The sequence below is a fragment of the Nocardia sp. GTS18 genome, assembly GCF_013839555.1.
Lineage (GTDB): Bacteria > Actinomycetota > Actinomycetes > Mycobacteriales > Mycobacteriaceae > Nocardia > Nocardia rosealba.
The window spans coordinates 528868-548441 of the sequence record NZ_JACBIU010000001.1 but is presented as its reverse complement, the minus strand read 5'-3'; the positions used below and the strand labels follow the sequence as shown (position 1 = coordinate 548441).

Annotated in this window: 20 protein-coding genes; 9 read left to right on the top strand and 11 right to left on the bottom strand. The window is 65.0% G+C overall.

What is annotated here, in order from left to right; genetic code table 11:
• Positions 1-7: 7 nt before the first annotated feature.
• Positions 8-1045 (bottom strand): 2Fe-2S iron-sulfur cluster-binding protein, encoded by a 1038-nt coding sequence (locus tag HYG95_RS02640; protein ID WP_370465653.1) that lies wholly within the window; start codon positions 1043-1045, stop codon positions 8-10.
• Between the two features lie 490 nt (positions 1046-1535).
• On the opposite strand from HYG95_RS02640, the gene HYG95_RS02635 reads away from it, so the two are divergent.
• Complete coding sequence (locus HYG95_RS02635) at positions 1536-2114, top strand: Pycsar system effector family protein (RefSeq protein ID WP_181696382.1); 579 nt, start codon at positions 1536-1538, stop codon at positions 2112-2114.
• An 11-nt stretch (positions 2115-2125) separates the two neighbouring features.
• Positions 2126-2854 (top strand): adenylate/guanylate cyclase domain-containing protein, encoded by a 729-nt coding sequence (locus tag HYG95_RS02630; RefSeq protein ID WP_181696381.1) that lies wholly within the window; start codon positions 2126-2128, stop codon positions 2852-2854.
• A 232-nt stretch (positions 2855-3086) separates the two neighbouring features.
• On the opposite strand, the gene HYG95_RS02625 is transcribed toward HYG95_RS02630, so the two are convergent.
• Positions 3087-3929 (bottom strand): restriction endonuclease, encoded by an 843-nt coding sequence (locus tag HYG95_RS02625; RefSeq protein ID WP_181696380.1) that lies wholly within the window; start codon positions 3927-3929, stop codon positions 3087-3089.
• Between the two features lie 846 nt (positions 3930-4775).
• Between HYG95_RS02625 and HYG95_RS02620 the strand changes: the two genes are divergently transcribed.
• Positions 4776-6323, top strand: a complete 1548-nt coding sequence (locus tag HYG95_RS02620) for a carboxylesterase/lipase family protein (protein WP_181696379.1) — start codon at positions 4776-4778, stop codon at positions 6321-6323.
• 80 nt (positions 6324-6403) lie between these two features.
• Here the strand turns inward: HYG95_RS02620 and HYG95_RS02615 are convergent, their stop codons facing one another.
• Both HYG95_RS02615 and HYG95_RS02610 read right to left on the bottom strand, forming a co-directional pair.
• Positions 6404-7102, bottom strand: a complete 699-nt coding sequence (locus tag HYG95_RS02615; protein ID WP_220138933.1) for a hypothetical protein — start codon at positions 7100-7102, stop codon at positions 6404-6406.
• A 487-nt stretch (positions 7103-7589) separates the two neighbouring features.
• Positions 7590-8408, bottom strand: coding sequence for a helix-turn-helix domain-containing protein (locus HYG95_RS02610; protein ID WP_370465652.1), 819 nt, complete (start codon positions 8406-8408; stop codon positions 7590-7592).
• Positions 8409-8495: 87 nt separating this feature from the next.
• On the opposite strand from HYG95_RS02610, the gene HYG95_RS02605 reads away from it, so the two are divergent.
• The 3 genes from HYG95_RS02605 to HYG95_RS02595 all read left to right on the top strand — a co-directional run bounded on the left by HYG95_RS02605 (position 8496) and on the right by HYG95_RS02595 (position 10748).
• Positions 8496-8906, top strand: a complete 411-nt coding sequence (locus HYG95_RS02605) for a hypothetical protein (protein ID WP_181696377.1) — start codon at positions 8496-8498, stop codon at positions 8904-8906.
• Positions 8903-9304 carry an SgcJ/EcaC family oxidoreductase gene (locus HYG95_RS02600; RefSeq protein ID WP_181696376.1) on the top strand — a complete coding sequence of 134 codons (402 nt, stop codon included), beginning with the start codon at positions 8903-8905 and terminating at the stop codon, positions 9302-9304. The genes HYG95_RS02605 and HYG95_RS02600 overlap by 4 nt, the downstream gene beginning before the upstream one ends.
• 157 nt (positions 9305-9461) lie before the next feature.
• A complete protein-coding gene (locus HYG95_RS02595; protein WP_181696375.1) occupies positions 9462-10748 on the top strand; it encodes an SMI1/KNR4 family protein in 1287 nt (428 codons plus the stop codon).
• A 62-nt stretch (positions 10749-10810) separates the two neighbouring features.
• On the opposite strand, the gene HYG95_RS02590 is transcribed toward HYG95_RS02595, so the two are convergent.
• The 3 genes from HYG95_RS02590 to HYG95_RS02580 form a co-directional block, all read right to left on the bottom strand.
• Positions 10811-11278 carry an NUDIX domain-containing protein gene (locus tag HYG95_RS02590; protein ID WP_181696374.1) on the bottom strand — a complete coding sequence of 156 codons (468 nt, stop codon included), beginning with the start codon at positions 11276-11278 and terminating at the stop codon, positions 10811-10813.
• 131 nt (positions 11279-11409) lie between these two features.
• Complete coding sequence (locus tag HYG95_RS02585; RefSeq protein ID WP_181696371.1) at positions 11410-11946, bottom strand: hypothetical protein; 537 nt, start codon at positions 11944-11946, stop codon at positions 11410-11412.
• Entirely contained in the window at positions 11943-12179 is a 237-nt protein-coding gene (locus tag HYG95_RS02580; protein WP_181696369.1) for a hypothetical protein, read from the bottom strand. The genes HYG95_RS02585 and HYG95_RS02580 overlap by 4 nt, the downstream gene beginning before the upstream one ends.
• A 455-nt stretch (positions 12180-12634) precedes the next feature.
• Here HYG95_RS02580 and HYG95_RS02575 point away from each other — a divergent pair, with 455 nt between their 5' ends.
• A complete protein-coding gene (locus HYG95_RS02575; RefSeq protein ID WP_181696368.1) occupies positions 12635-13156 on the top strand; it encodes a hypothetical protein in 522 nt (173 codons plus the stop codon).
• 78 nt (positions 13157-13234) lie between these two features.
• On the opposite strand, the gene HYG95_RS02570 is transcribed toward HYG95_RS02575, so the two are convergent.
• Positions 13235-13621: an SgcJ/EcaC family oxidoreductase gene (locus HYG95_RS02570; RefSeq protein ID WP_181696367.1), complete on the bottom strand. Its 387-nt coding sequence runs from the start codon at positions 13619-13621 to the stop codon at positions 13235-13237.
• 241 nt (positions 13622-13862) lie between these two features.
• Here HYG95_RS02570 and HYG95_RS02565 point away from each other — a divergent pair, with 241 nt between their 5' ends.
• The gene (locus tag HYG95_RS02565; protein WP_181696366.1) at positions 13863-14660 is read left to right on the top strand and encodes a mycofactocin-coupled SDR family oxidoreductase; all 798 of its coding nucleotides are present in this window, start codon (positions 13863-13865) and stop codon (positions 14658-14660) included.
• Position 14661: 1 nt separating this feature from the next.
• Positions 14662-15489 carry a mycofactocin-coupled SDR family oxidoreductase gene (locus tag HYG95_RS02560; protein WP_181696365.1) on the top strand — a complete coding sequence of 276 codons (828 nt, stop codon included), beginning with the start codon at positions 14662-14664 and terminating at the stop codon, positions 15487-15489.
• Positions 15490-15508: 19 nt separating this feature from the next.
• On the opposite strand, the gene helR is transcribed toward HYG95_RS02560, so the two are convergent.
• From helR to HYG95_RS02545, 3 genes are all read right to left on the bottom strand, one after another.
• On the bottom strand, positions 15509-17695 hold the full coding sequence (helR, locus tag HYG95_RS02555; RefSeq protein ID WP_181696364.1) for an RNA polymerase recycling motor ATPase HelR: 2187 nt from the start codon (positions 17693-17695) through the stop codon (positions 15509-15511).
• 120 nt (positions 17696-17815) lie between these two features.
• Positions 17816-18667, bottom strand: a complete 852-nt coding sequence (locus tag HYG95_RS02550) for an alpha/beta fold hydrolase (protein ID WP_181696363.1) — start codon at positions 18665-18667, stop codon at positions 17816-17818.
• A complete protein-coding gene (locus tag HYG95_RS02545) occupies positions 18667-19458 on the bottom strand; it encodes an SDR family NAD(P)-dependent oxidoreductase (protein ID WP_181696492.1) in 792 nt (263 codons plus the stop codon). Before HYG95_RS02545 ends, HYG95_RS02550 begins: the two co-directional genes overlap by 1 nt.
• Positions 19459-19574 lie beyond the last annotated feature (116 nt).

The window sequence follows — 19574 nt, the reverse complement described above, 5'->3', positions numbered from 1 at the left end:
TCCCGGATCAGAAGCGGATGTGGACAGTGCCGGTGCGCGGGCGCGCCTGACAAGCGAGGATGTAGCCGGCGGCGATGTCGTCGTCGTCCAGCACACCGGTCCTGCCCATCTCGACCTCGCCGTCGAGCACCGTGCAGGCACACGAACCGCATTCACCTTCCCGGCACGAGTACGGCACATCGAGTCCGCGAGCGAGCATCACGTCGACGAGCGTCCGGTCGCGGGGCCAGCGCAGCGCGTGGACGGTGCCGTCGAGCTCCACGTCCACGTCAGCGGCTGTGTCGTCGGAGGCGACGGGTACCGGCTCGGCAAACGGGTCACCCGACAGGGAGACGAACACCTCGCTGGTCACCCGCTCTCGTGGACGATCGGCCAGCGCCTCGGTCACCGCGGCCATGAACGGGGCGGGACCGCACAGGTACGAGTGGTAGGTGGCATACGGCGCGGCGAAGTCGGCCAGCGAACCGGCATCCGGCAGACCGCGTTCGGACTGCAGCCAATGGGTCACCGTGAGCCGCTCCGGGTATCGCCGCACGAGTTCGGCAAGCGCCCGATCGAAGATCACCGACTCCCGATCACGGTTGGCGTAGAACAACACCACCTTGCCCCGGCCGCCGACCAGCGCCGAGACCAAGATCGACAACACCGGCGTGATCCCGCTGCCCCCGGCCCACAGCAGCAGATCCTCGTCGAGGGACGCCGGCGTGAAGGTGCCGGTCGGCGGCAACACGTCGATGCTGTCGCCCGCGGATACGTTGTCGCACAACCAGTTCGAGCCATACCCACCATCGGTGCGCTTGACCGTCACCTTGAGCGGTTCCCCCGTGAACGGCGAACTCGCCAACGAATAACACCGCGCCACCGGCCGCTCCCCGGGTATCCGCAGCGTGAGGAACTGACCGGGCCGATACCCGAACCGCTCCTTCACATCCTCAGGAACCTCGAACACGAACGAACGCGCCTCAGCAGTCTCCTCGACCACCGCCGCAACCCGCAGCGTCACCACCCGCGCACCAAGCGCCACGCCGACACTCGCCCTCGTCACCGATGACCTCCTACGCTCGCGAACACGTCGCCACGACCGTCCCAGTCCCATGCCGTCGTGGCGGCCCCGGCTCCCGGTGGTCGGGAGATCGCGTCACGGTGTCCGCTCACCGGGAGCTTGGGCGTTGGCCGGTGGAGCCGACCGTGAGGAGATGACGGGCTACTAGGTGGGCCAGCCGGATATGGCCACGAACGTGAAAGCGCGATCGGCGAGATACTCACGCTCGTCGGTAGGACAGTCCGACGGGGACGACCGCATCCACCACATCGGCGGAATGATTGCGACTGGCCTGCTCAAGCCGAACGTAGTGGGTGACACCGACCCCTGTAAGTGGTGTCACTTCTACACTCCCTATCGCCCGGGCCGTAGCCAATCTGTCGTTTGTGCTCGACCTTCGACCGCATCATGGCCGCAGAAAAGTGAGTGGTTGAGCAGAGGTGCAGGGCCTTGGGGGCACTTGAATGTCGGACCCCCTCAGTATCCTCATCCCATGTTCAAATCTTGTCGCTTGCGCGGCAACCGAGCGGTCACCGATCAGGATGACGATGTTGCTCCCGCACTCAACCCGGACCATGCTTGGAAAACGCTCGGGCTGGTGAACGAGTGGATTCGGCATGCGGACGCGAAGGCTGGCGTGACGCTGGCTTTCACTGGCGTGCTAGCCACGATGGTCTTCAACCTCGTCAAGGACTTCGACCGCCGCTCGACGATATTCGACCTGCTCGTCGTGCTCGCCTGTGCACTCTTGCTTCTGACGGGCGCGCTATGCGGATGGACACTCACACCTCGCGTGAACGACAGCGACGCTGATCCGCAGGCAATCAACCTGCTGTACTTCGGCAGCATCTCCCACCACTTCAAGGGCAGAAGGCAGCAGTTCAGCGACGTCCTCAGCACTCTCACTAGCGACGACTCCGAGCTGATTAGGCATCTCTCCGCGCAAGTCCACGCGAACGCAAAGATCGCTACGACCAAGGCCCGCTCCGCCAAGTGGGCGATCCGCTCAGCACTGGCAACGGGTGTAGTCGTTGCGGCACTTGCTATCACCGTCGGCGTTAGCAACTCATAGAAGGGCACTCTATGGACGGCAACTACAAGCCCTACGATTACTCGAAGAGCTCCGAGCGGATCAAGGAGATTCTGAACCAGCCGTCGGGGACGTTCCAAGAGGTCGACGGGCTGCCCGATCGGGACAAGCTGACCTTCACCAACGGCTTTTACGGGACATGCTCCGCGCTCTTTGTCGACATCCGGGGTTCTTCCGCCCTCACAGAGAAGCACAAGCGCCCGACACTCGCGAAGATCTACCGTGCGTTCATCTCTGAGATGGTGGCGTTGCTCAACTCGGATTCCCACGTTAGAGAGGTGAACATCGTCGGGGACTGCGTGTGGGCCGTATACAACACGCCTTTCACGTCCCATATCGACGACGTCTTTGCTATCGCCTCCCAGACAAACACCTTGAAGAAGCTTCTAAATCATCACTTCAAGAACAAGGGTATTGATCCCATCAGCATCGGCATCGGTGCCGACTGGGGACGTGCGCTCATGATCAAGGCGGGTTACAGCGGAAGCGGTATCAATGAGGTCATCTACATGGGTGACGTTGTGAACCGCGCTGCGCATCTCGCACACGAGGCCGGTCGTCAATGGCGGAATCCGATCTTTGTCGGCTCCGACTTCTTTGGAAACCTCAACGACCACAACCAGAAGCTTCTGACCTCTCAGTACGTACAAGGCCTCGGCAGCATCTACGCTGGAGACGTCGTACGGACCGACATGAACGATTGGATCGATTCGTTGGAGTGACCCTATCCGCCTCCTCGATTCGCAGGTCGCACGCTGAGATCTGTTAAGCCCGGCAATGACCCCGCAGGGATAAGCTGCCGGAGGCCTCGCAGGGGAGTGGTCTCCCACACACCGTGCTTGTGGAGATCATCGAAATTGGCTCCCACCCGAACGCCTCCGACGCGGAGAGGCAGGTGTCGCGGCGGAGACACTCGAGGTAGGGCTGTGTGTGCCTCAAACAGCGGCTCCACGATCAGCGAAGAGCAACTATAAGAGTTTCAGCGCGACGTTCGTAGAACGTAAGCCTCTTGTCCGAGTTTCTAGATATCCTATCCTTGAGTATGTTTGTTCCCAGAAAGTTGTCGTAAAAGAATATCTGACGAGCGTTGTGATCGAAAACCTGGTCTGCCTCAGCGGCATCTTCTGAGATTACGCTCAGGCTGTAACCATCGGCGATCGCTGCAGCGACCAACATTTTTGCAATTGTTGACTTTCCAATTCCGGGCGGGCCGCTGATAACAAGGACGCGATCACTCAAGAACTGCCCCTGCGCTTCGATGAAAGATCTGGTTGGAACAAACAGGCGTAGTGAGTCAATTATCGAAGATTCCGCAGACTCGGAACGCGTAATTATTCCCGCATCAACGACGGCTCGGATATGCTCCGCGCTGCTTAACCATAGTTTTATGTGCGCACGTTCGACGTGGGGGTATTTGCGAATTAGTGATGCTAAATCGTCGGCCGCGAGAACGAAGTTATCGACCCTGCCAACGTTTTCAATAGTCTTCGCGAATTCGTCTTTAGCTCTCGGGGTCAGAGCTCTGGACGTTACAAAGTAGTAGGTGTGAGGACGCTGCTCTCCCGCATTTGCCCACCGGGCCGCTTCCTTCTTAGCGGCGCTGCGTACCTGTGCAACCGTACTTCCTTCCATGTGCTTGCATTGCACAATGGTAACCCCGGCTGCTCCCGAGTGCCGCAAGTCGATGCCGCCATCAGCGCCGCGGGCAAAAGTTTCGTACTGGCGATCGTGTTCGGCGCCGAGCAGGTCACCGAGGACAAGTTCAAAGTCGTGATCTGACAGCGCCGCGAACATCATACGACAGCCTTCCTGGACGCCCTTAGTATCAGACTACCTGCTGTCGATATCCGTGTGTCTCATTCTCCATCGTCTGCTGGATCCCGTCTTGATCAGGTACTTGCCGACAGATCGCTTTCGAAGTTCGACAATGCCAGAACCAAAGCATGCAGACCATCGCGTAGCAGCGTCCCGGTTTCGCTGACGTGCTCGATAGGTGGGCCTGGTTGACTCCTACCCCTCGAAGAAGGCAGGGGCACGCGCGAGATGGCCGCACTGGTGCCGGAGTCACAACGATCCATACGTTGTGCCGCACCTACGGGTCGGAAGTGCGCGGCGCCAGGGGTAGTCCGACTTGGGCTGGTGAAACCGCTGCACGGCGGCTGCGAAGGAACAAGCCCAATTCGTTATCGCTCATTTCCCCTGCTTGCTCACCCCGATAGGGCTCACTCTGCACCCGGGGCGTGCGTCTCAGCAGCGGCTCCGACGGAGGGTGTAACCAAGACCTCACCCCAGTGAGTCGCACGATCTCCACACTCCATGTGGCAGGAGTTGCGGACCATCGCTGGCATGACGAGTTCACGGCGAGCGGCGACACGCAAGGGAGGGGTCGAAGATCTGATGGGCGCGCCGCTGCCCACTTGTTTTGTCAGAGGGGGAGGTCGGGTGGCAGTTGCAGGGCTACGGAGATCAGTCGATGCCAGCGAAGGCGAAAACCCGTCGCAGCCAGGTAGATCCCGCCCATCAACATGGCGAGGCGTCAGTACTTGCGGCTGATCCGAGCTTCGTACTCCGGCCTGATGGACTGCGGTATTGCAGTACTAGGGTCGAATGTGTTTGCTGGCCGTGGGTTTCTACCGTCGGATCATGCGAATTCGAGCCTTCGCTCTCCCGACCTTCACCGCCGCGGTGCTCCTGTCTGCCTGCATGACCAGCCCGGTACCCGCCGCCGCCTCGACCCTCGTCGCCACCGACCACGGACAGCTCCAAGGCACGGTCTCAGTCGGTGTCCGCTCTTGGCGCGGTGTCCCCTACGCCACCCCACCAGTAGGTGACTTGCGCTGGGCGGCACCGGAAGATGCCCGGCCGTGGGATGGTGTCAGGGAGGCCGTCGAATTCGGGGCCGCCTGTGCCCAGGGCGAATCCGTGATGGGCATGCCGGGTGTCCCCTCCACCAGCGAGGACTGCCTGTACCTCAATGTGTACGTCCCCGACTCGGGTGCCGTGGACCTGCCGGTCATGGTGTGGCTCCACGGCGGCGGCAACACTTATGGCGCCGCCGCGCAGTACGACCCCTCTCGCCTCGTCGACGGGGGTGAGGTGATGGTCGTGACCGTCGGCTACCGCCAGGGCCTGTTCGGCAGTCTCGCCCACCCCGCCCTCGACGGAGCGGACGGCGAGATCCGTTCGGGGGACTACGGTCTCCAGGACCAGCGGGCCGCCCTGCGGTGGGTCCGCTCCAATGCGGCGGCGTTCGGTGGCGACGCAGGCAACGTGACCCTTTTCGGCGAAAGCGGCGGCGGCTACGACTCCTGCGCCCACCTCACCTCCGCCGACTCGGCAGGACTGTTCGACAAGGTCATCATGCAGAGCGCGAACTGCGCCACCGACTGGGCGACGAGCCGCGAAGACGGCCGGACGACCGCGACCGCTGTCGCCGACACCCTGTGCCCTGATATCTCCGAAACGGACATGGCGGCCTGCCTGCGAAAAGCCGATGTCGCTGACGTGGTTTCCCAGGCCGACCAGCTGATGGAGGTCCAACCCGTTGTCGGCGGCTCCGTCATGCCCGTCCCGACTGGCCAAGCGCTGGCGTCTGGCGATTTCAACCGCGTCCCGATTCTGCACGGCATCAATAGCGACGAGCTCCAACCGTACGCGGCCACCCTGGGTATCGAGACCGAAGCCGACTACTTCGCCGCGCTCCAGGAGAACTTCGGCGACCGGGCTGCTGCGATCGCCGCCGAGTACCCGGCCAGCGAGTTCGAGCTGCCCGTCAAAGCGCTGGGCCGGGTACTCACCGACGCCGAGTGGGCGAGCGGGCTCGTACGGACCCGCACGGCACTGGGCGACCGGGTACCGGCCTTCACCTACGAGCTGTCGGTGACCGACGCCCCGTACTTCACCCACGTCGAACACCCGGGCTTCGGTCTCGACGCCTACCATATGGTCGACTGCGCCTTCCTGTTCGACACCCCGTTCTTCGAATCGGTGCGCGAAGACCATGAACGGCTGGCCGACCTCATGATCGGGAGTTGGTCGACCTTCGCCCGCACCGGCGACCCCGACGCGGACGGCGGATGGGAGCCGTCTAAGGCCGGCACCGAAGTCCGCAGACTCTCCTCCGAGGGGGCTGAGAACATCGACTTCGACGATGAGCACCGCATCGACTTCTGGGCCTCGCTGCACGCCTGACCCGGACGAACCGAATGCTTCATCCTCGCGAAGTCGTGACTGTCGATGATCGATCAGCTCGGACAGGTTCGATGTAGTCGTCACCTGCTGGGCGACATCTCTCGCGGCAGGGTGGTGAGTTCCCGTTTGTAGCCAGGTGTTCGGACTGCTTTTCGGACCCGGTCGAGGGTGGTTTGTTCGCCGATTGCCGGCCACAGGGCGAAAAGCTCGCTGTCGCGGCCACGCATGACGGCCTTGTCGGCAGTGGGGTCGATCGCGATGAGGCGGTCCACGACGGTGTCCAGCAGGGGATGGTTGCGTTCGGGATTGTTCGGAGTGGCTTGACGGATCGTGGCGGCCAGCAGAGCCAACTCGTCGAGCTCTGGCAGGAGGCCTTGGGCAGCACCGGTCAGCACCTCCCATAGTCCGTCGACGTCGGCGGCGTCGACGAATCCGGTAAACGCGTGGCAGACAAAACTAGGTCCGATCCGCTTGTTCGCTGCGACGGTCACCGCCGCGTTCCAGTCCTGGTGTCGAGCGACACCCGCGATCAGATGTTCTTTGAGCAGGGCCATGCCCGCACGGTCCTGCCCGGCCGCGTATCGCTTCCAGTCGGCGAAGAAGCCTTTGACATCGCCTCGGTCGGCAAGAGCGAAGCCGATGTCGCGGTACGCGCGCCAGGCGTATCCGTCGTCTATGCGTGTGGCGAGCGCACGAGCGCCGGCCAGATCGCCGGCGGCGATCCGGTTCAACACCTGCTGCCGACGAAACCCGCATGACTCGGGCAGGAGGGGGGCCATGCTGTCGACCTCATCCGAGGTGAGTGCGTCGACTGCGATCAATGCGCAAGTCGCGTCCGCGAATTCGAAGAGACCGTGGCTGCAAGCGAGCATCTGTACCTCGGTTCGGTAGTCCCGAGGCCAGCTCAGCACGCGAGTCACCGTCGGCGGCCCGTCTCCTGCACGCGGGAGGCGGCTGACGAGTTCCTCGAGGACACGGTCGCGGACGGGGACCACGGCAGCCGGTATCGGGTAGGGAGGGGTGCGCGCAGCTTCTCGCTCGACGTCGGTAATCGGGAGCGTGAGACCGGCGACGAGGGTGTCTTTCAAGCTTGGGAGATTTCCTGACATGCCGACATCGTGCCCCGGGGCGCAGACAGGTCACCTATCGCTGAACCGGAATGTGGTGATCACGTTCGGGATCCGTGCCCCTGCATCGCCGAGGCGTCCAGCGCGGGCTCTGGTTCCAGCCTCTCGCGCGTGGCGGACTCAACCACGGTGCGAGCGTTCAGGGGTGGGCTGCGGGATCTGCGGTGAAGAGGGTGCGCAGCGTGTCCGCAGTGAATTCGTCCATCGGATAAAACAATTCGATGGCCAATTCCGCGAGCGTCACATCCGAGGGTGCGCCGAAGGTGACCATGGTGCTGAACATGCGTAGCTCGCCCAGCGGGGTGGCGATGCGTAGCGGCACCGCGAACGGGGTGGGCGCACTGGGATCGGGTTCGGTGTGCGACGGGATCGGGTATTGGGAGACCTCGTCGTACAGTGCGCGCAGGATCGGGTCGCCTGTCGCCCGTACCTGGCGGAGCAGTCGTTCGAGCAGGAGTTCCCTGACCTGACCGTGGTTGATCATGTGTGTGGCGGCATCGGGCGGGCCGGGGTGCAGGGCCAGGCGGTAGACGTTGGGGCGCTCCATCAGCTGGTCGTCGACCTCGTTCGAGAAGAGGCCCATCGCGCGGTTGGTGGCAACGACATTCCAGTACCGGTCCACCGCGACCGCCGGATAGGGTTCGTGCGCGGTCAGCATGGTGTCCAGCGCGGCCCGGGCAGCGGCGAGATGGGCGTCGTCCAGGCTGCTCTCTCGATACTCCGGAGCGAATCCGCCCGCGAGCAACACCGTATTGCGTTCGCGCAGCGGAACTTCCAGAACATCACAGAGTTTGAGCACCATGGCACGGCTCGGCTTGGCCTTCCCGGTCTCGACGCAGGACAGATGCCGTGCCGAACTGTCGGCGGCCAGCGCGAGCTCCAACTGACTAAGCCGCCGTCGCTGCCGCCAATCCCTCAACAGTGTGCCGACGGGGGATTCCTGCATCGAACGCGTCACTCGGCCACGCTATCGGTCCGGCGCGACCCGGTGCCATGACCTCGGAGGTCATTGAGCCGATGACCGGCCGCTGGCAACGTCGACGCCATGACCACAATGACCACCTTTGAAGCCGGCCCCGGCCTGCGCACCGCCTTGCGGGTAGACGGCTGGAGCACCGGGCTATTCGGCACCTTTCTGCTGGCCACCGCCCCGTTGTTGCGCGAACCGCTAGGCCTGCCGACTTCCTGGTCGGTCCCCTTCGGCGTCGGCATGCTGGGCGGCGCCGCGGCACTGCTGCTCATCGCGCGCCACCCTCGGCTACCGTCTCGCCTGGCTGCCGTCGTTGTCGCGGTCAACGCCCTGTCGGCGGTACTCATGGTCGAGCTCGCTGTGATCGATCTGATTCCGCTGACGACTTGGGGCCGGGTCTTCCTGCTCGCGGGCGCAGCGTTTGTCGCGAGTTTCGCCGCCCTCGAGTTCGCGGGCCTGCATCGACGGGGACCGGTGACGCCATGACCGACGAAACCGCCGTCCTCGCCCTGCTGCGCGCGCAGATGGACGCCTGGGCCGCAGGTGACGGCGCCGCCTTCGCCGCCACATTCACCCCCGACGCCGATTTCGTCTCGGTAATCGGGGAACGCATCCAGGGCCGAACCGAACTCGCCACCGTCATGCAGGAGGGCTTCGACGGGTTCATGAAAGGCACCCGCATGGCCGAACCCGAAACCACCACGCTGCGCTTCCCCGCACCGAATATCGCGGTGTTGGTCACCGTGGGAGATCGGCCCATGCCGCCGGGCGCGACCGCGCCGCCCGATGCCCGGTCTGTCCAGACCCGAGTCGCGTTGCGCCACACTGGAACTTGGCTGTTCACAACCTTCCAGAACACCCGGATCAGCCAGTTCCCACAGTGAGTCGGGAAGATGACAGTGCGTTCGCGTTGTCCTCGTGGCCCGCATGCCCCAGGTCGGTCGACTATGAACGGGCGCGCCCTACTCAGCCGCCGGCGGCTCGTCGAAATCCACGCCGTCAGCACGAAGTGTGTCGGAGCCTGTCCGTAGCGTGCATGGAATGAATTGGAGGCCGTGGCTGGAGCTTTGGAGTGAGGAATGGATTGCAAGTTGCGATCCCGGTGACCTGGATCCCGAGGTGGTGCAGCAGCGCTGGCTCGGCTATCCCGCGGCCACCCAGGCCGACGTCGCAGCCGTCGAGCAGCGTCTCGGCTTGAGGTTGCCACCCTCTTATCGCAGTTTCCTGCTGACCACCGATGGATGGCGCCATGCCGGGGAGTTCGTGTGGAAGATGCGTGACACGACAAACCTGGGGTGGCTGCGTGATCTCGAACCCAACTGGGAGTCCTGGGCCGACCTGATCACCGAAGCCCCAGGTGATGCGCCGGGTAACCCATTCAGTCGCGGGTTGTTGATCTCGTTGCACGCCGACGTCGGGGTTCTGTTCCTCGATCCGGCCGACCGCGACGAAGACGGGGAGTGGGCCGCCTATAGCGTCTTTGCCTGGAGTGAATTTCCGCAGCGGTATCCATCGTTCACCGCACTCATGAAATCGCTGTACCAAGGCTTCCATCGACTGCGTCAGCCTGCGGGCAGAACTCGTGACAGCTGGGCTTCGGTGGCCGAAGAGGGTCGAGATCAAGCCCTTTCCGGGGACCTCGACAAAGCCATGGTGTCCCTGGAAAAGGCCCAGAATTTCGGCCAGCCGCGCGCCACAGTCCTGAGGACCCAGCTCCAGATGTTCCTCACCACTTCCTCTCCATACGACTACTCGCGGATCCTTTCGCATCTGCTACCTTCGACGCCGGTCCCGGACGGATTCTTCCGCAGTCCGCTGTTCACCGACGAGTTTCTGCCGTGCATGTTCCTCCAGCACGCGCATAAAGAACCCTGGTACGGCTCCGCCCTCGACATTGCCGAATATCTGGCAGAACGCGCACTCACCGGACACCGCCACGCCCTCGAACTCGCCCAGAAACACGCCGCTGACGAACACTCACATGTCTCCGCCCTTGATATCGCCCAGCTCCTGGAAAACGCGCAAAACGACCCCGGGCTCGAGATCGGACCTGCTATCGACGAGTACAGGGCACGGGTGCAGCAGCACGGCTACCGGCTTACCTACGGCAATCAAGCCTTCGACGCCGCAGTACGAAAGGCGCTCGCACAACACGACTCCGACCCAGCGGCACTGTGGGATGCGCTCGGGACCGCGATGACGCACTGGCAGCCCCGCACTCCGGATCACATCGCCCCGGTCGCCCTGCTCGCCGACCCTGCGTTGGCGTACAGCCTGACCCCGGAACGCGGTCGCGCGTTGCTGAGTCGTCCGCGTGGTGGCCGCTGAACCACGAGATAGGCGAAATCAGTTCTTTCCGTGGTTGTACCGCCCGGCGGCAACTCACTGGCTCAATGCTGGATCAGACCGCCGACCGGGGTGGAGGTGACGTGGCCGGTCGCCGGGAGGGTTTGTGCCAGAGCCAGGCCGGAGTCGACAAGGGATGATCGGCGGAGGTGGGCGACTTCGGAGATCGGGGTCCAGGTCGGTTCGACAGTGGCCCCGCTCGATTCGGCTCTGAGGCGGCCGCCGGTGACGCGGACGAGATAGAAGATGCCGATGTTCTGGTGCTCTACCCCCGAGTGGGCCTCATGTGCCGGGATCACCCTCGAATCCACTCCGAGTAGTCGTTCGACGACGCCGTCGAGGCCGGTCTCCTCCGCAAGCTCGCGGGTCACGGTATCGAAGGGGTCCTCTCCCTGCTCGACCCCACCTCCTGGAAGCGTCCAGTTGGTTTCGCCGCTTTCGGCGATGTGGCGAACAAGCAGCACCCGATCATGATCAAGGCAGACGCCGTATGCCGCGATTCTCGAAGTCACCCGCTGAACTCTATCTCCGCGCCCGCGCGGGGCCTCCTGCCGTGGGATTCGCAACCGTTCGCATCGACGATGGCCGCGATGATCGACTGCTGCAGGGAGGATTTGACTCTCTGAACATCGCGGCACGTCGGTCAACTGGTGAGGTGTTGCAGCAGGATCCTGTTGGTCTGCTCGAGATGTCGGCGGACAACGAATCGAGCGCTCGATCCGACAGCGGGCGACGCGCCAGACCACGGCAGCGCGGACCACAGACCGTCGAATTCGACCAAGTACTCCCGGTTCGACGGAAAGACCCGAGTGATTTCGGCAGTCACTACCGAACCCACAGGATGGCGGCTCTTCACGGCATGCCAGTCACGCTCACTCATGGCCGACCAGCGCCTACTGCTCGACCGGAATGCGGCATCGAGTGGCCAGAGCCGCACTTGCTGGTGTCTGTGCTGAAGCACCTCGAAGTCGGTGACAGTGCCGACGGTCGGCCAGCGATCGAGGGATTCCGGCAGGTTGAGGACGTCGACGAAACCGATTGGCGGCCGACCTAAATCGACGAACAATCCGATGGTGCCGGGGCGCGGGATCATCGTGACTACCCCGGAAACATGGTCGCCGACTGGATATATCCTGCGGGCCGCGTCGAGGTCCAGTTCGATCGGGTCGAGTTCGGTCATCGAGCGACCATTTGGCGATGAGGTTGCGGTACCAGCCGGCTCACGCGGGACATCTCATCGGGATCGGCGGCCCCCGACTCGAGGGCCGGATCCAGAAACCAGAAACTGAGCTGCCAGTCGGTCTTGTTAGTGAGCAGCAGACGAACGAATTCGTCGAGCTGCGCCGGATCGGATACCGCGATAGGACAATCCTGCATCCAGTCTTCGTACGGGATGTTCGCCGGCTGCGCCACCCGAGCCGGTAGTCGGGATGCAGCGCATTGGCAGTCGACCCGGACCGCTGCGCCACGCAGTCGCCGACAACGGGCCCCTTCTGGCGCACGCCACGGTCTCCTCGGGTGCACGCGGAAAGCCGCTCGACGCATGGGGAAAGCTCCGGGTGTCGAATCAGCGTGTGCACCGCGTTCGGCCCCGTAGGTCTTTTCGCAGACCCCGCCGAGAGTGGTCAACTGGCACAGTAGGTCTACTCGAGGGGACGATCATGAGTACCGCACGATCACCTATTTTTCGGCGCCGTCCGATCATCGGAGTGCGAGCAGCCGATGTCTGGTGATCGTCGGCAGCTGGTCGCTGCTGTGTGCATGCTGATCGCGGTGGTGGCTGTGCCGATCGGGCTGATCCTTGTCGTCGGTGGTTCATCGCCTCCCGTAAGGATCCGAATGCCGGGCCGACCTGCGATGGGAAGGTTATGACGCCGGGCACGGAGTGTTGGATTTTCGGCGATGATTCGTCTGGGGTTACCACCTATGAGCGGGCGGCTGAGGAAAAACGTAAGGGTGCCGAATCCGCGAAGATGATCCTGCCGACCGGACTCACGGTTCTTGTTGTCGGCGCCGTGGCTGCCACGTTTTCCTACCGCTATGCCCGGTCCGAGACCGGTACCGGCGTAGGACCTCAGCCTGCTGAACAGCCGCAGGATCACAGACCTTCGTTCGCCGAGGCTCATGCAACATCTGCGCTCGGCCAGGGAGACGTCGACGGCGCTCGAGCGATCAAGACCGACCAGCCCGCCGCGCCGGAAACCAGCCGTCCCGCGAACACCACCTCGGCCGACGACATGAAGGTCCTTCTCGCCATGGTGATGGGCAATCACTCCGCCGCCGGTCGGCTCATCGACTTCGAACAGCGTAAAGATCCCGGCGCTGATCGGGCGGTGTCGATCAGGAGGGCAATCCAGCGGCTTCGCGAGGATCGACAACGGCAAGGCTGAGAGGAGCGAGCCGCACTCGGGCGGAAGTGCGCCCCTCCCAGTCCCGTCGCATCAGGTCGGGAACGGCCGGTCGCGTTGCTATCGCACCGGGGTGTTCTGACCGGTGCGAATGCGCCATTCACTCGCGCGCTGTTCGAGGGTGAAGATGACCACGCCGTGCATCGGGTCCTGCGCCGGATCGGCACTGCCTCGTGTGCGTTGACGCGCGACGACCTGCACGAATGTCGGTGCCAGCTCGATCGTCTTTTCGAGGTGGTACTGGACATCGACGTTGTGGAGTGGACCGCCCACGCCGAACACGAAACGTTGTTTGGCCAGCAGTTCGTCGCGGCCGGTGGCCACACTGCCGCTGAAGTTTACGAAAGTGCTGTCGTCCCAAAACAATGCGTTCATCGCCTCCGCATCGTTGGAGTTGAACGCTCCCTCGTACCGCTCCAGTACCCGCACTGCCGCATCGATCGTCATCACTTCTCCCAGTCGGTTTTACACGTTGCCCCCAAGCTATTACCTGAACTGCGCTTCAGGTAAAGCCCGGCGAGCCGGATCACATGGCCGACACCCGCTGGATCGGGGCAGATCGACACGGCCGCTCCCAATAGGTGGGAAGTCTCGGCGCATCGCCCGCTCACCGGGAGAGCCTGGCGATTCGGGGGTCCGGCGAACCTAGCGTCGGCCGGGTGGACACTCGATCTGGTAGGGGCGCCCGATGAATCGCATGCAGGACAGGGTCGCGCTGGTCACCGGTGCGGCCAGGGGTATGGGTCGTGCGCACTGCGTGCGGCTTGCCGAGGAGGGCGCCGATATCATTGCCCTCGATATAGAGACCGCCGCAACGGAATTGGCGACGACCAAGCAGGGCGTCGAGGCGCTGGGACGGCGGTGCGTCACCGCTGCTGCCGATGTGCGTGAGGCGGACGTGCTCGATGCGGCCGTCGCCGGTGGGGTGCGTGAGCTCGGCAGGCTCGACGTGATCGTGGCCAACGCGGGCATCTACACCGACCTCGCACCGTCGTGGGAGCTCACCGACCAGGCCTGGCAGCGGACCATCGATATCAATCTGACCGGTGCTTGGCACACGGTGCGTGCCGGTGCGCCTGCGCTGGTAGACGGTGGGTCGATCGTGATCGTCAGCTCCGTCAACGGAATCGTCGGCGGTGCCATGGCGGCGCACTATTCGGCGAGCAAGCACGCCGTGGTCGGGTTGGCGCGCACGCTGGCCAACGAGCTCGGGCCGCGCGGTATACGGGTGAACACCGTGCACCCGGGGTCGGTGGCGACGCCGATGATTCTCAACGACGAGGTCTACGCGAAACTGCGCCCGGACCTGGCGAATCCGACGCGGCAGGACGCGGCCGAGGCACTCGCCCGGCGCACCCTGCTGCCGGTCCCGTGGGTGGAACCGGTCGACGTCAGCAATGCCGTGCTCTTCCTCGCATCCGACGAGTCCCGTTATGTGACGGGAACCCAGCTCGTGGTGGATGCCGGACTGACTCAGAAGGTGTGACATGGGACGGGTTTCGGGCAAAGTAGCGGTGGTGACCGGCGCCGCTCGTGGTATCGGCCGCGCGCAGGCGATCCGGCTGGCCGAGGAGGGCGCCGACATCATCGCGCTCGACCTCTGCGGACCGGTCGAGACCGTGGTGACGCCCCCGGCGAGCCGTGACGATCTCGACGAGACCGTCCGTGCCGTCGAGGCGACGGGTGCGCGGATCGTCGCCACGGTCGTCGACGTGCGCGACGGGTCGGCGTTGCGGGCCGCCGTCGACGCCGGGGTGGGCGAGCTCGGTGGGCTCGACATCGTCTGTGCCACAGCCGGAATCAGCTCGAGCGCGTTCGCCCTCGAGCTGACCGAGCGGCAGTGGCAGACCATGATCGACATCAACCTCACCGGTGTGTGGCAGACCTGCAAGGCGGCCACACCACACCTCATCGCTCGTGACGGGGGAGCGATGATCCTGACCAGCTCCATCGCCGGATTACGCGGGCTGGTCGGCGTCGCCCACTACGTCGCGGCCAAACACGGTGTCGTCGGCTTGATGCGTTCGCTGGCGAAGGAACTCGCGCCCCACCATGTCCGGGTGAACACCGTGCACCCGACCAATGTGGACACCCCGATGATCCAGAACGACATGGTGCGCAAGGTCTTCCGTCCCGACCGGGAGAATCCGACCCGCGAGGAATTCGCCGAGGCCGCCACGTCGATGAACATGCTGCCCATCCCGTGGGTCGACCCCGTCGACATCGCCAACGCCACCCTGTTCCTGGCCTCCGACGAAGCCCGCTACATCACCGCCGTCACCCTGCCGGTGGACGCGGGCAGCACCCAACGCTAAGTCGGTGGCCTGCGGAACATCACCGGACCGGGAGGGGTTCCGGCGCCTCGGCCAGGCCGGTGAGTGCGTCCGGGAGAGGGGCGTGGTGGACGACGCCGAGGCGCTGGGTGGCGCGGGTGAGTGCGACATACAGCTCCGCCGCGCCACGCGGTCCCTCCGCGAGAATCCTTCCCGGCTCGACGACGAGCACGGCGTCGAACTCCAGGCCCTTGGTTTCCGACGCGGGCACAGTGCCCGGCATGCCGACCGGGCCGATCACCACACTCGTGCCCTCCCGGTCGGCCTCGGTACGCACGAATGCCTCGATGGCCGAAGGAAATTCGGATGCATCGACCTGCTGCGACCACGGCTGCACACCACACGCGCGCACCGAATCCGGTGGCCGAACCTCCGGCGCGAACTCGGCGAGCACGGCGGCGGCGACCGCCATGATCTCGGCGGGCGTGCGGTAGTTCACCGTGAGTGAGCGGTACACCCAGCGGCCCGGAACATACGGGTCGAGCACCGTCGCCCACGCGGTGGCACCTGCCGGTGACCGGCGCTGGGCCAGGTCGCCGACGATGGTGAACGAGCGGCTCGGACAGCGGCGCATCAGCACCCGCCAGTCCATCTCCGAGAGCTCCTGCGCCTCGTCGACGACCACGTGCCCGTAGGTCCAATCACGGTCGGCCGCAGCGCGTTCGGCGAGCTCGCGGGTGTCGCGCTCGAGGAACCGGTCGGCGAGGTCCTCGCCGTAGAGCATGTCCTGGGCGAGCAGATGGTCCTCGTCGTCCATCAGGTCTTCGCGGCTGATCAGGGTGTCGAGTACGCCCTCGGCATAGGCGGCTTCGGCCTTGCGGGCGCGTTCGGCGCTGTCGTCGGCGGGGGCGCCGCTTCCGAGCAGATCGACCAGTTCGTCGAGCAACGGCACGTCCGACACCGTCCACGCGGCACCGCCGGCCCGCCACAGCGACTCGTCCGCGGACGCGGCGCGAAGACAGTCCGGGGACGAATACAGTTCGGCGAGAAGCCCTTCCGGGGTGAGAACAGGCCAGCATTCGTCGAGCACAGCGACGAAATCGGTGTTCTCGGCGAGTTCGGCGGTCAGGTCCGCGCGCAGCTGCTCCCACGCCTCGCTGTCCTCGCGCGTCAACCAGCCCTTCCCGATGCGGGCGATCGCCCGTTCGGTGAGCACATAGGTGACGATCTCGGCGAACACCGCCCGAGCCTCGTTGTGCGGGCGTCCGCTCGCCCGCGCCTCCTCGCGCGCCCACTCCGCGACGGCCGCGTCGACGCGCACCGTCGTGTCGGCCAGCTCGATGTCCCGCGGCACCGCGGGCAGCCGTTGCCGGTCCGCGATCGCGGCACCGAGCACATCGAGAATGCGCAGCGAGCCTTTGACGCGCGCCGCTTCCGGTGCGTCCTCGGCGGTGGCGTGCAGCCCGGGCATCAGATCGGCGGTGGTGGCGAAGACGACATTCGTCTCACCCAGCGCGGGCAGCACGTGCGCGATGTGGTTCAGGAACGCCGGATTCGGGCCGACCACCAGCACACCTTGGCGTTCCATCCGCTTGCGCTGGGTGTAGAGCAGATAGGCCACCCGGTGCAGCGCGACGACGGTCTTGCCGGTGCCGGGGCCGCCTTCGATCACGGTGACGCCCGGGTGTTCGAGGCGGATGATCTCGTCCTGCTCGGCCTGGATCGTCGCCACGATGTCGCGCATCCCGTCCCCGCGCGGTGCGTTCACCGCCGCCAGCAGCGCCGCGTCGCCGCCTTCGCCCGCGTCGGGCCTGCCGAGGATCTCGTCGGTGAAGTCGAGCACCCGGCGATCACGGGTGTGAAACTGCCGCCGCCTGCGCATGCCCTCCGGGTTGGCGGCGGTGGCCACATAGAACGCGCGGGCGGCGGGCGCGCGCCAGTCGAGCAGCAGTGGTTCGAAGTCGTCGCCGGCATCGAACAGGCCGATGCGACCGATGTAGGACGGTTCCCCCGACACCGCATCCAGCCTGCCGAAACACAGACCGTTGTCGGCGACGTTCAGGCGCTGGATCTCCTTCCCGAGCGCGCGCACCTCGTTGTCGCGTTCCATCGGGGAGTTACCGGTGCCGCGCAGCGCGGCGGTGTAGCGGCCCTTCACCTGTGCGCGCTCGGCGTCGAGCCGCGCGTACAGGTGCGCCACGTACTCGCGCTCCGACTGCAATTCCTCGTCGTGACCGTGTTCCGGCACAAGCCCTCACTTTCGGTGTTTCCGCAGGTGAAATGCTGCGGCCGACGATTATGCGCCACAAAGGGGGCCTTGTGGCAAGGCCCCCTTTACGGTATACAGTGAAGGTGGAAAGAGACGCTGTCAGCGCGTGAGGAACGCCAGCACCGTCGATTCGAATTCTTCCTTCCGCTCGATCATCGCCCAGTGCCCGCAGTTCGGGAACACGTGCAGTTCGGCGCGCGGGATCGTGCGCATCGGGATCAGGGCCATGTCGAGCGGGCTCACCCGGTCGTCGCGGCCCCAGGTGACCAGCGTCGGCGCCTGCACTTTGTGCAGCATGGCCCAGGGCGGGGGAGCGTCGGAAGCTTCCATCGCCCGCACCATCGCCGTGAACGCCGCCTTGCTGTACATGCGCCGGGCGCTGTCCAGGGTCGCGGGATCGGTGGCCTGAGTCCAGCGCTCCTCGACGAGTTCCTCGGTCACCATCGCCGGATCGAACACCATCGAATGCAACCACTGCACCAGACGTTCCCGCGTCGGTTCCTCGGTGAACTCCTGCAGCAGCTTGATGCCCTCGCCGGGACCAGGGCTGAACAGGTTGCGCCCGATCCCGCCGATGGTCACCAGCTTGCCCACCCGATCCGGTCGCGCGATGGCGTAATTCAGCGCCACGCCGCCGCCCATCGAGTTGCCGATGATATCGACCCGCTCCAGGCCGAGTCCGTCGACGAAGCGTGCCACCGCGTCCAAGGCGGTCACCATCGGGTGTCCGCCGAAGTCGTCGCTCACCCCGAAACCGGGGAACTCGAGAACCAGGCAGCGGAACCGCTCGGCGAAGGTGGCCAGATTGCCACGGAAGTTGCGCCACCCGGTCACCCCGGGGCCGGAGCCGTGCAGCAACAGCAGGGGCGGCCCGTCACCGGCCTCGTGGTAGCGCAGAACGCCTGCGTCGGTGGGCAATTCGCGCAGCGTGCCGTCATAGGTGATGCTCATCAGGCGTGGGTTCCCCCGTCGATCCGGATCTCGGTGCCGGTGATGAACGCGCCGTCCTCGGACACCAGCATGGCGATCACGCCCGCCACCGCGTCCGGGTCGCCCATACCCGCGCCACCGGACTCCAGCTCGGTCGGCAACACGGGAGACAGCTTGGCGAACAGCGACCAGTCGGCATCGGCGGGCACGTAACCACCGGTGGCATCGGTGATCCCGGACTTGATGCTGCCCGGCGCCACCGACACCGCACGCACACCCTTGCCGCCGTACTCGAGGGCGATGGCGTGGGTGAAGGACTGGATGCCGCCCTTGCTCGCCGCGTACGCCGCCATGTAGGGGTGCGCGAAGGCCGCCGAGGTGGAGCTGAAGTTCACGATGGTCGAGCGTGGATTGGCCAGCAGCGCGGGCAGCGCCTCACGGACCACGAGGAACGTGCCGGTGAGATTCACCCCGATGATCTGGTTCCACAACTCGAGGGAGGTCTGCTCGGTGTGCGAGGCACGCAGGATACCCGCCGCGTTCACCACCGAATCCAGACCGCCCAGGGTGGCGGTGGCCGATCGGACACCCTCGACCACCGATTCCTCGCTGCCGATATCGAGGGTGAGGACGCTGAAACGCTCACCCGTGCCGCGTTCCTTCGCCTGCGTGGCGGTGGCCGCGAGGCCGTCGGCCGATACGTCGGCGCCGACCACCGTCGCGCCCTCGTCGAGCAGGCGCAGCGCCGTCGCGCGGCCGATACCGGATCCGGCGCCGGTGACCAGCGTCCGATGACCGTCGAGTCTGTGCATGATGTTCTCCTGGTTGTGTCGCCTCAGCCGAGGCGGCCGGGGACCGGTTCGTTGCGGAGCTGATCGGTCGCCAATTCGCCTGGCGACAGCTCGTTCGATGGAATCGCGCAGCGCCG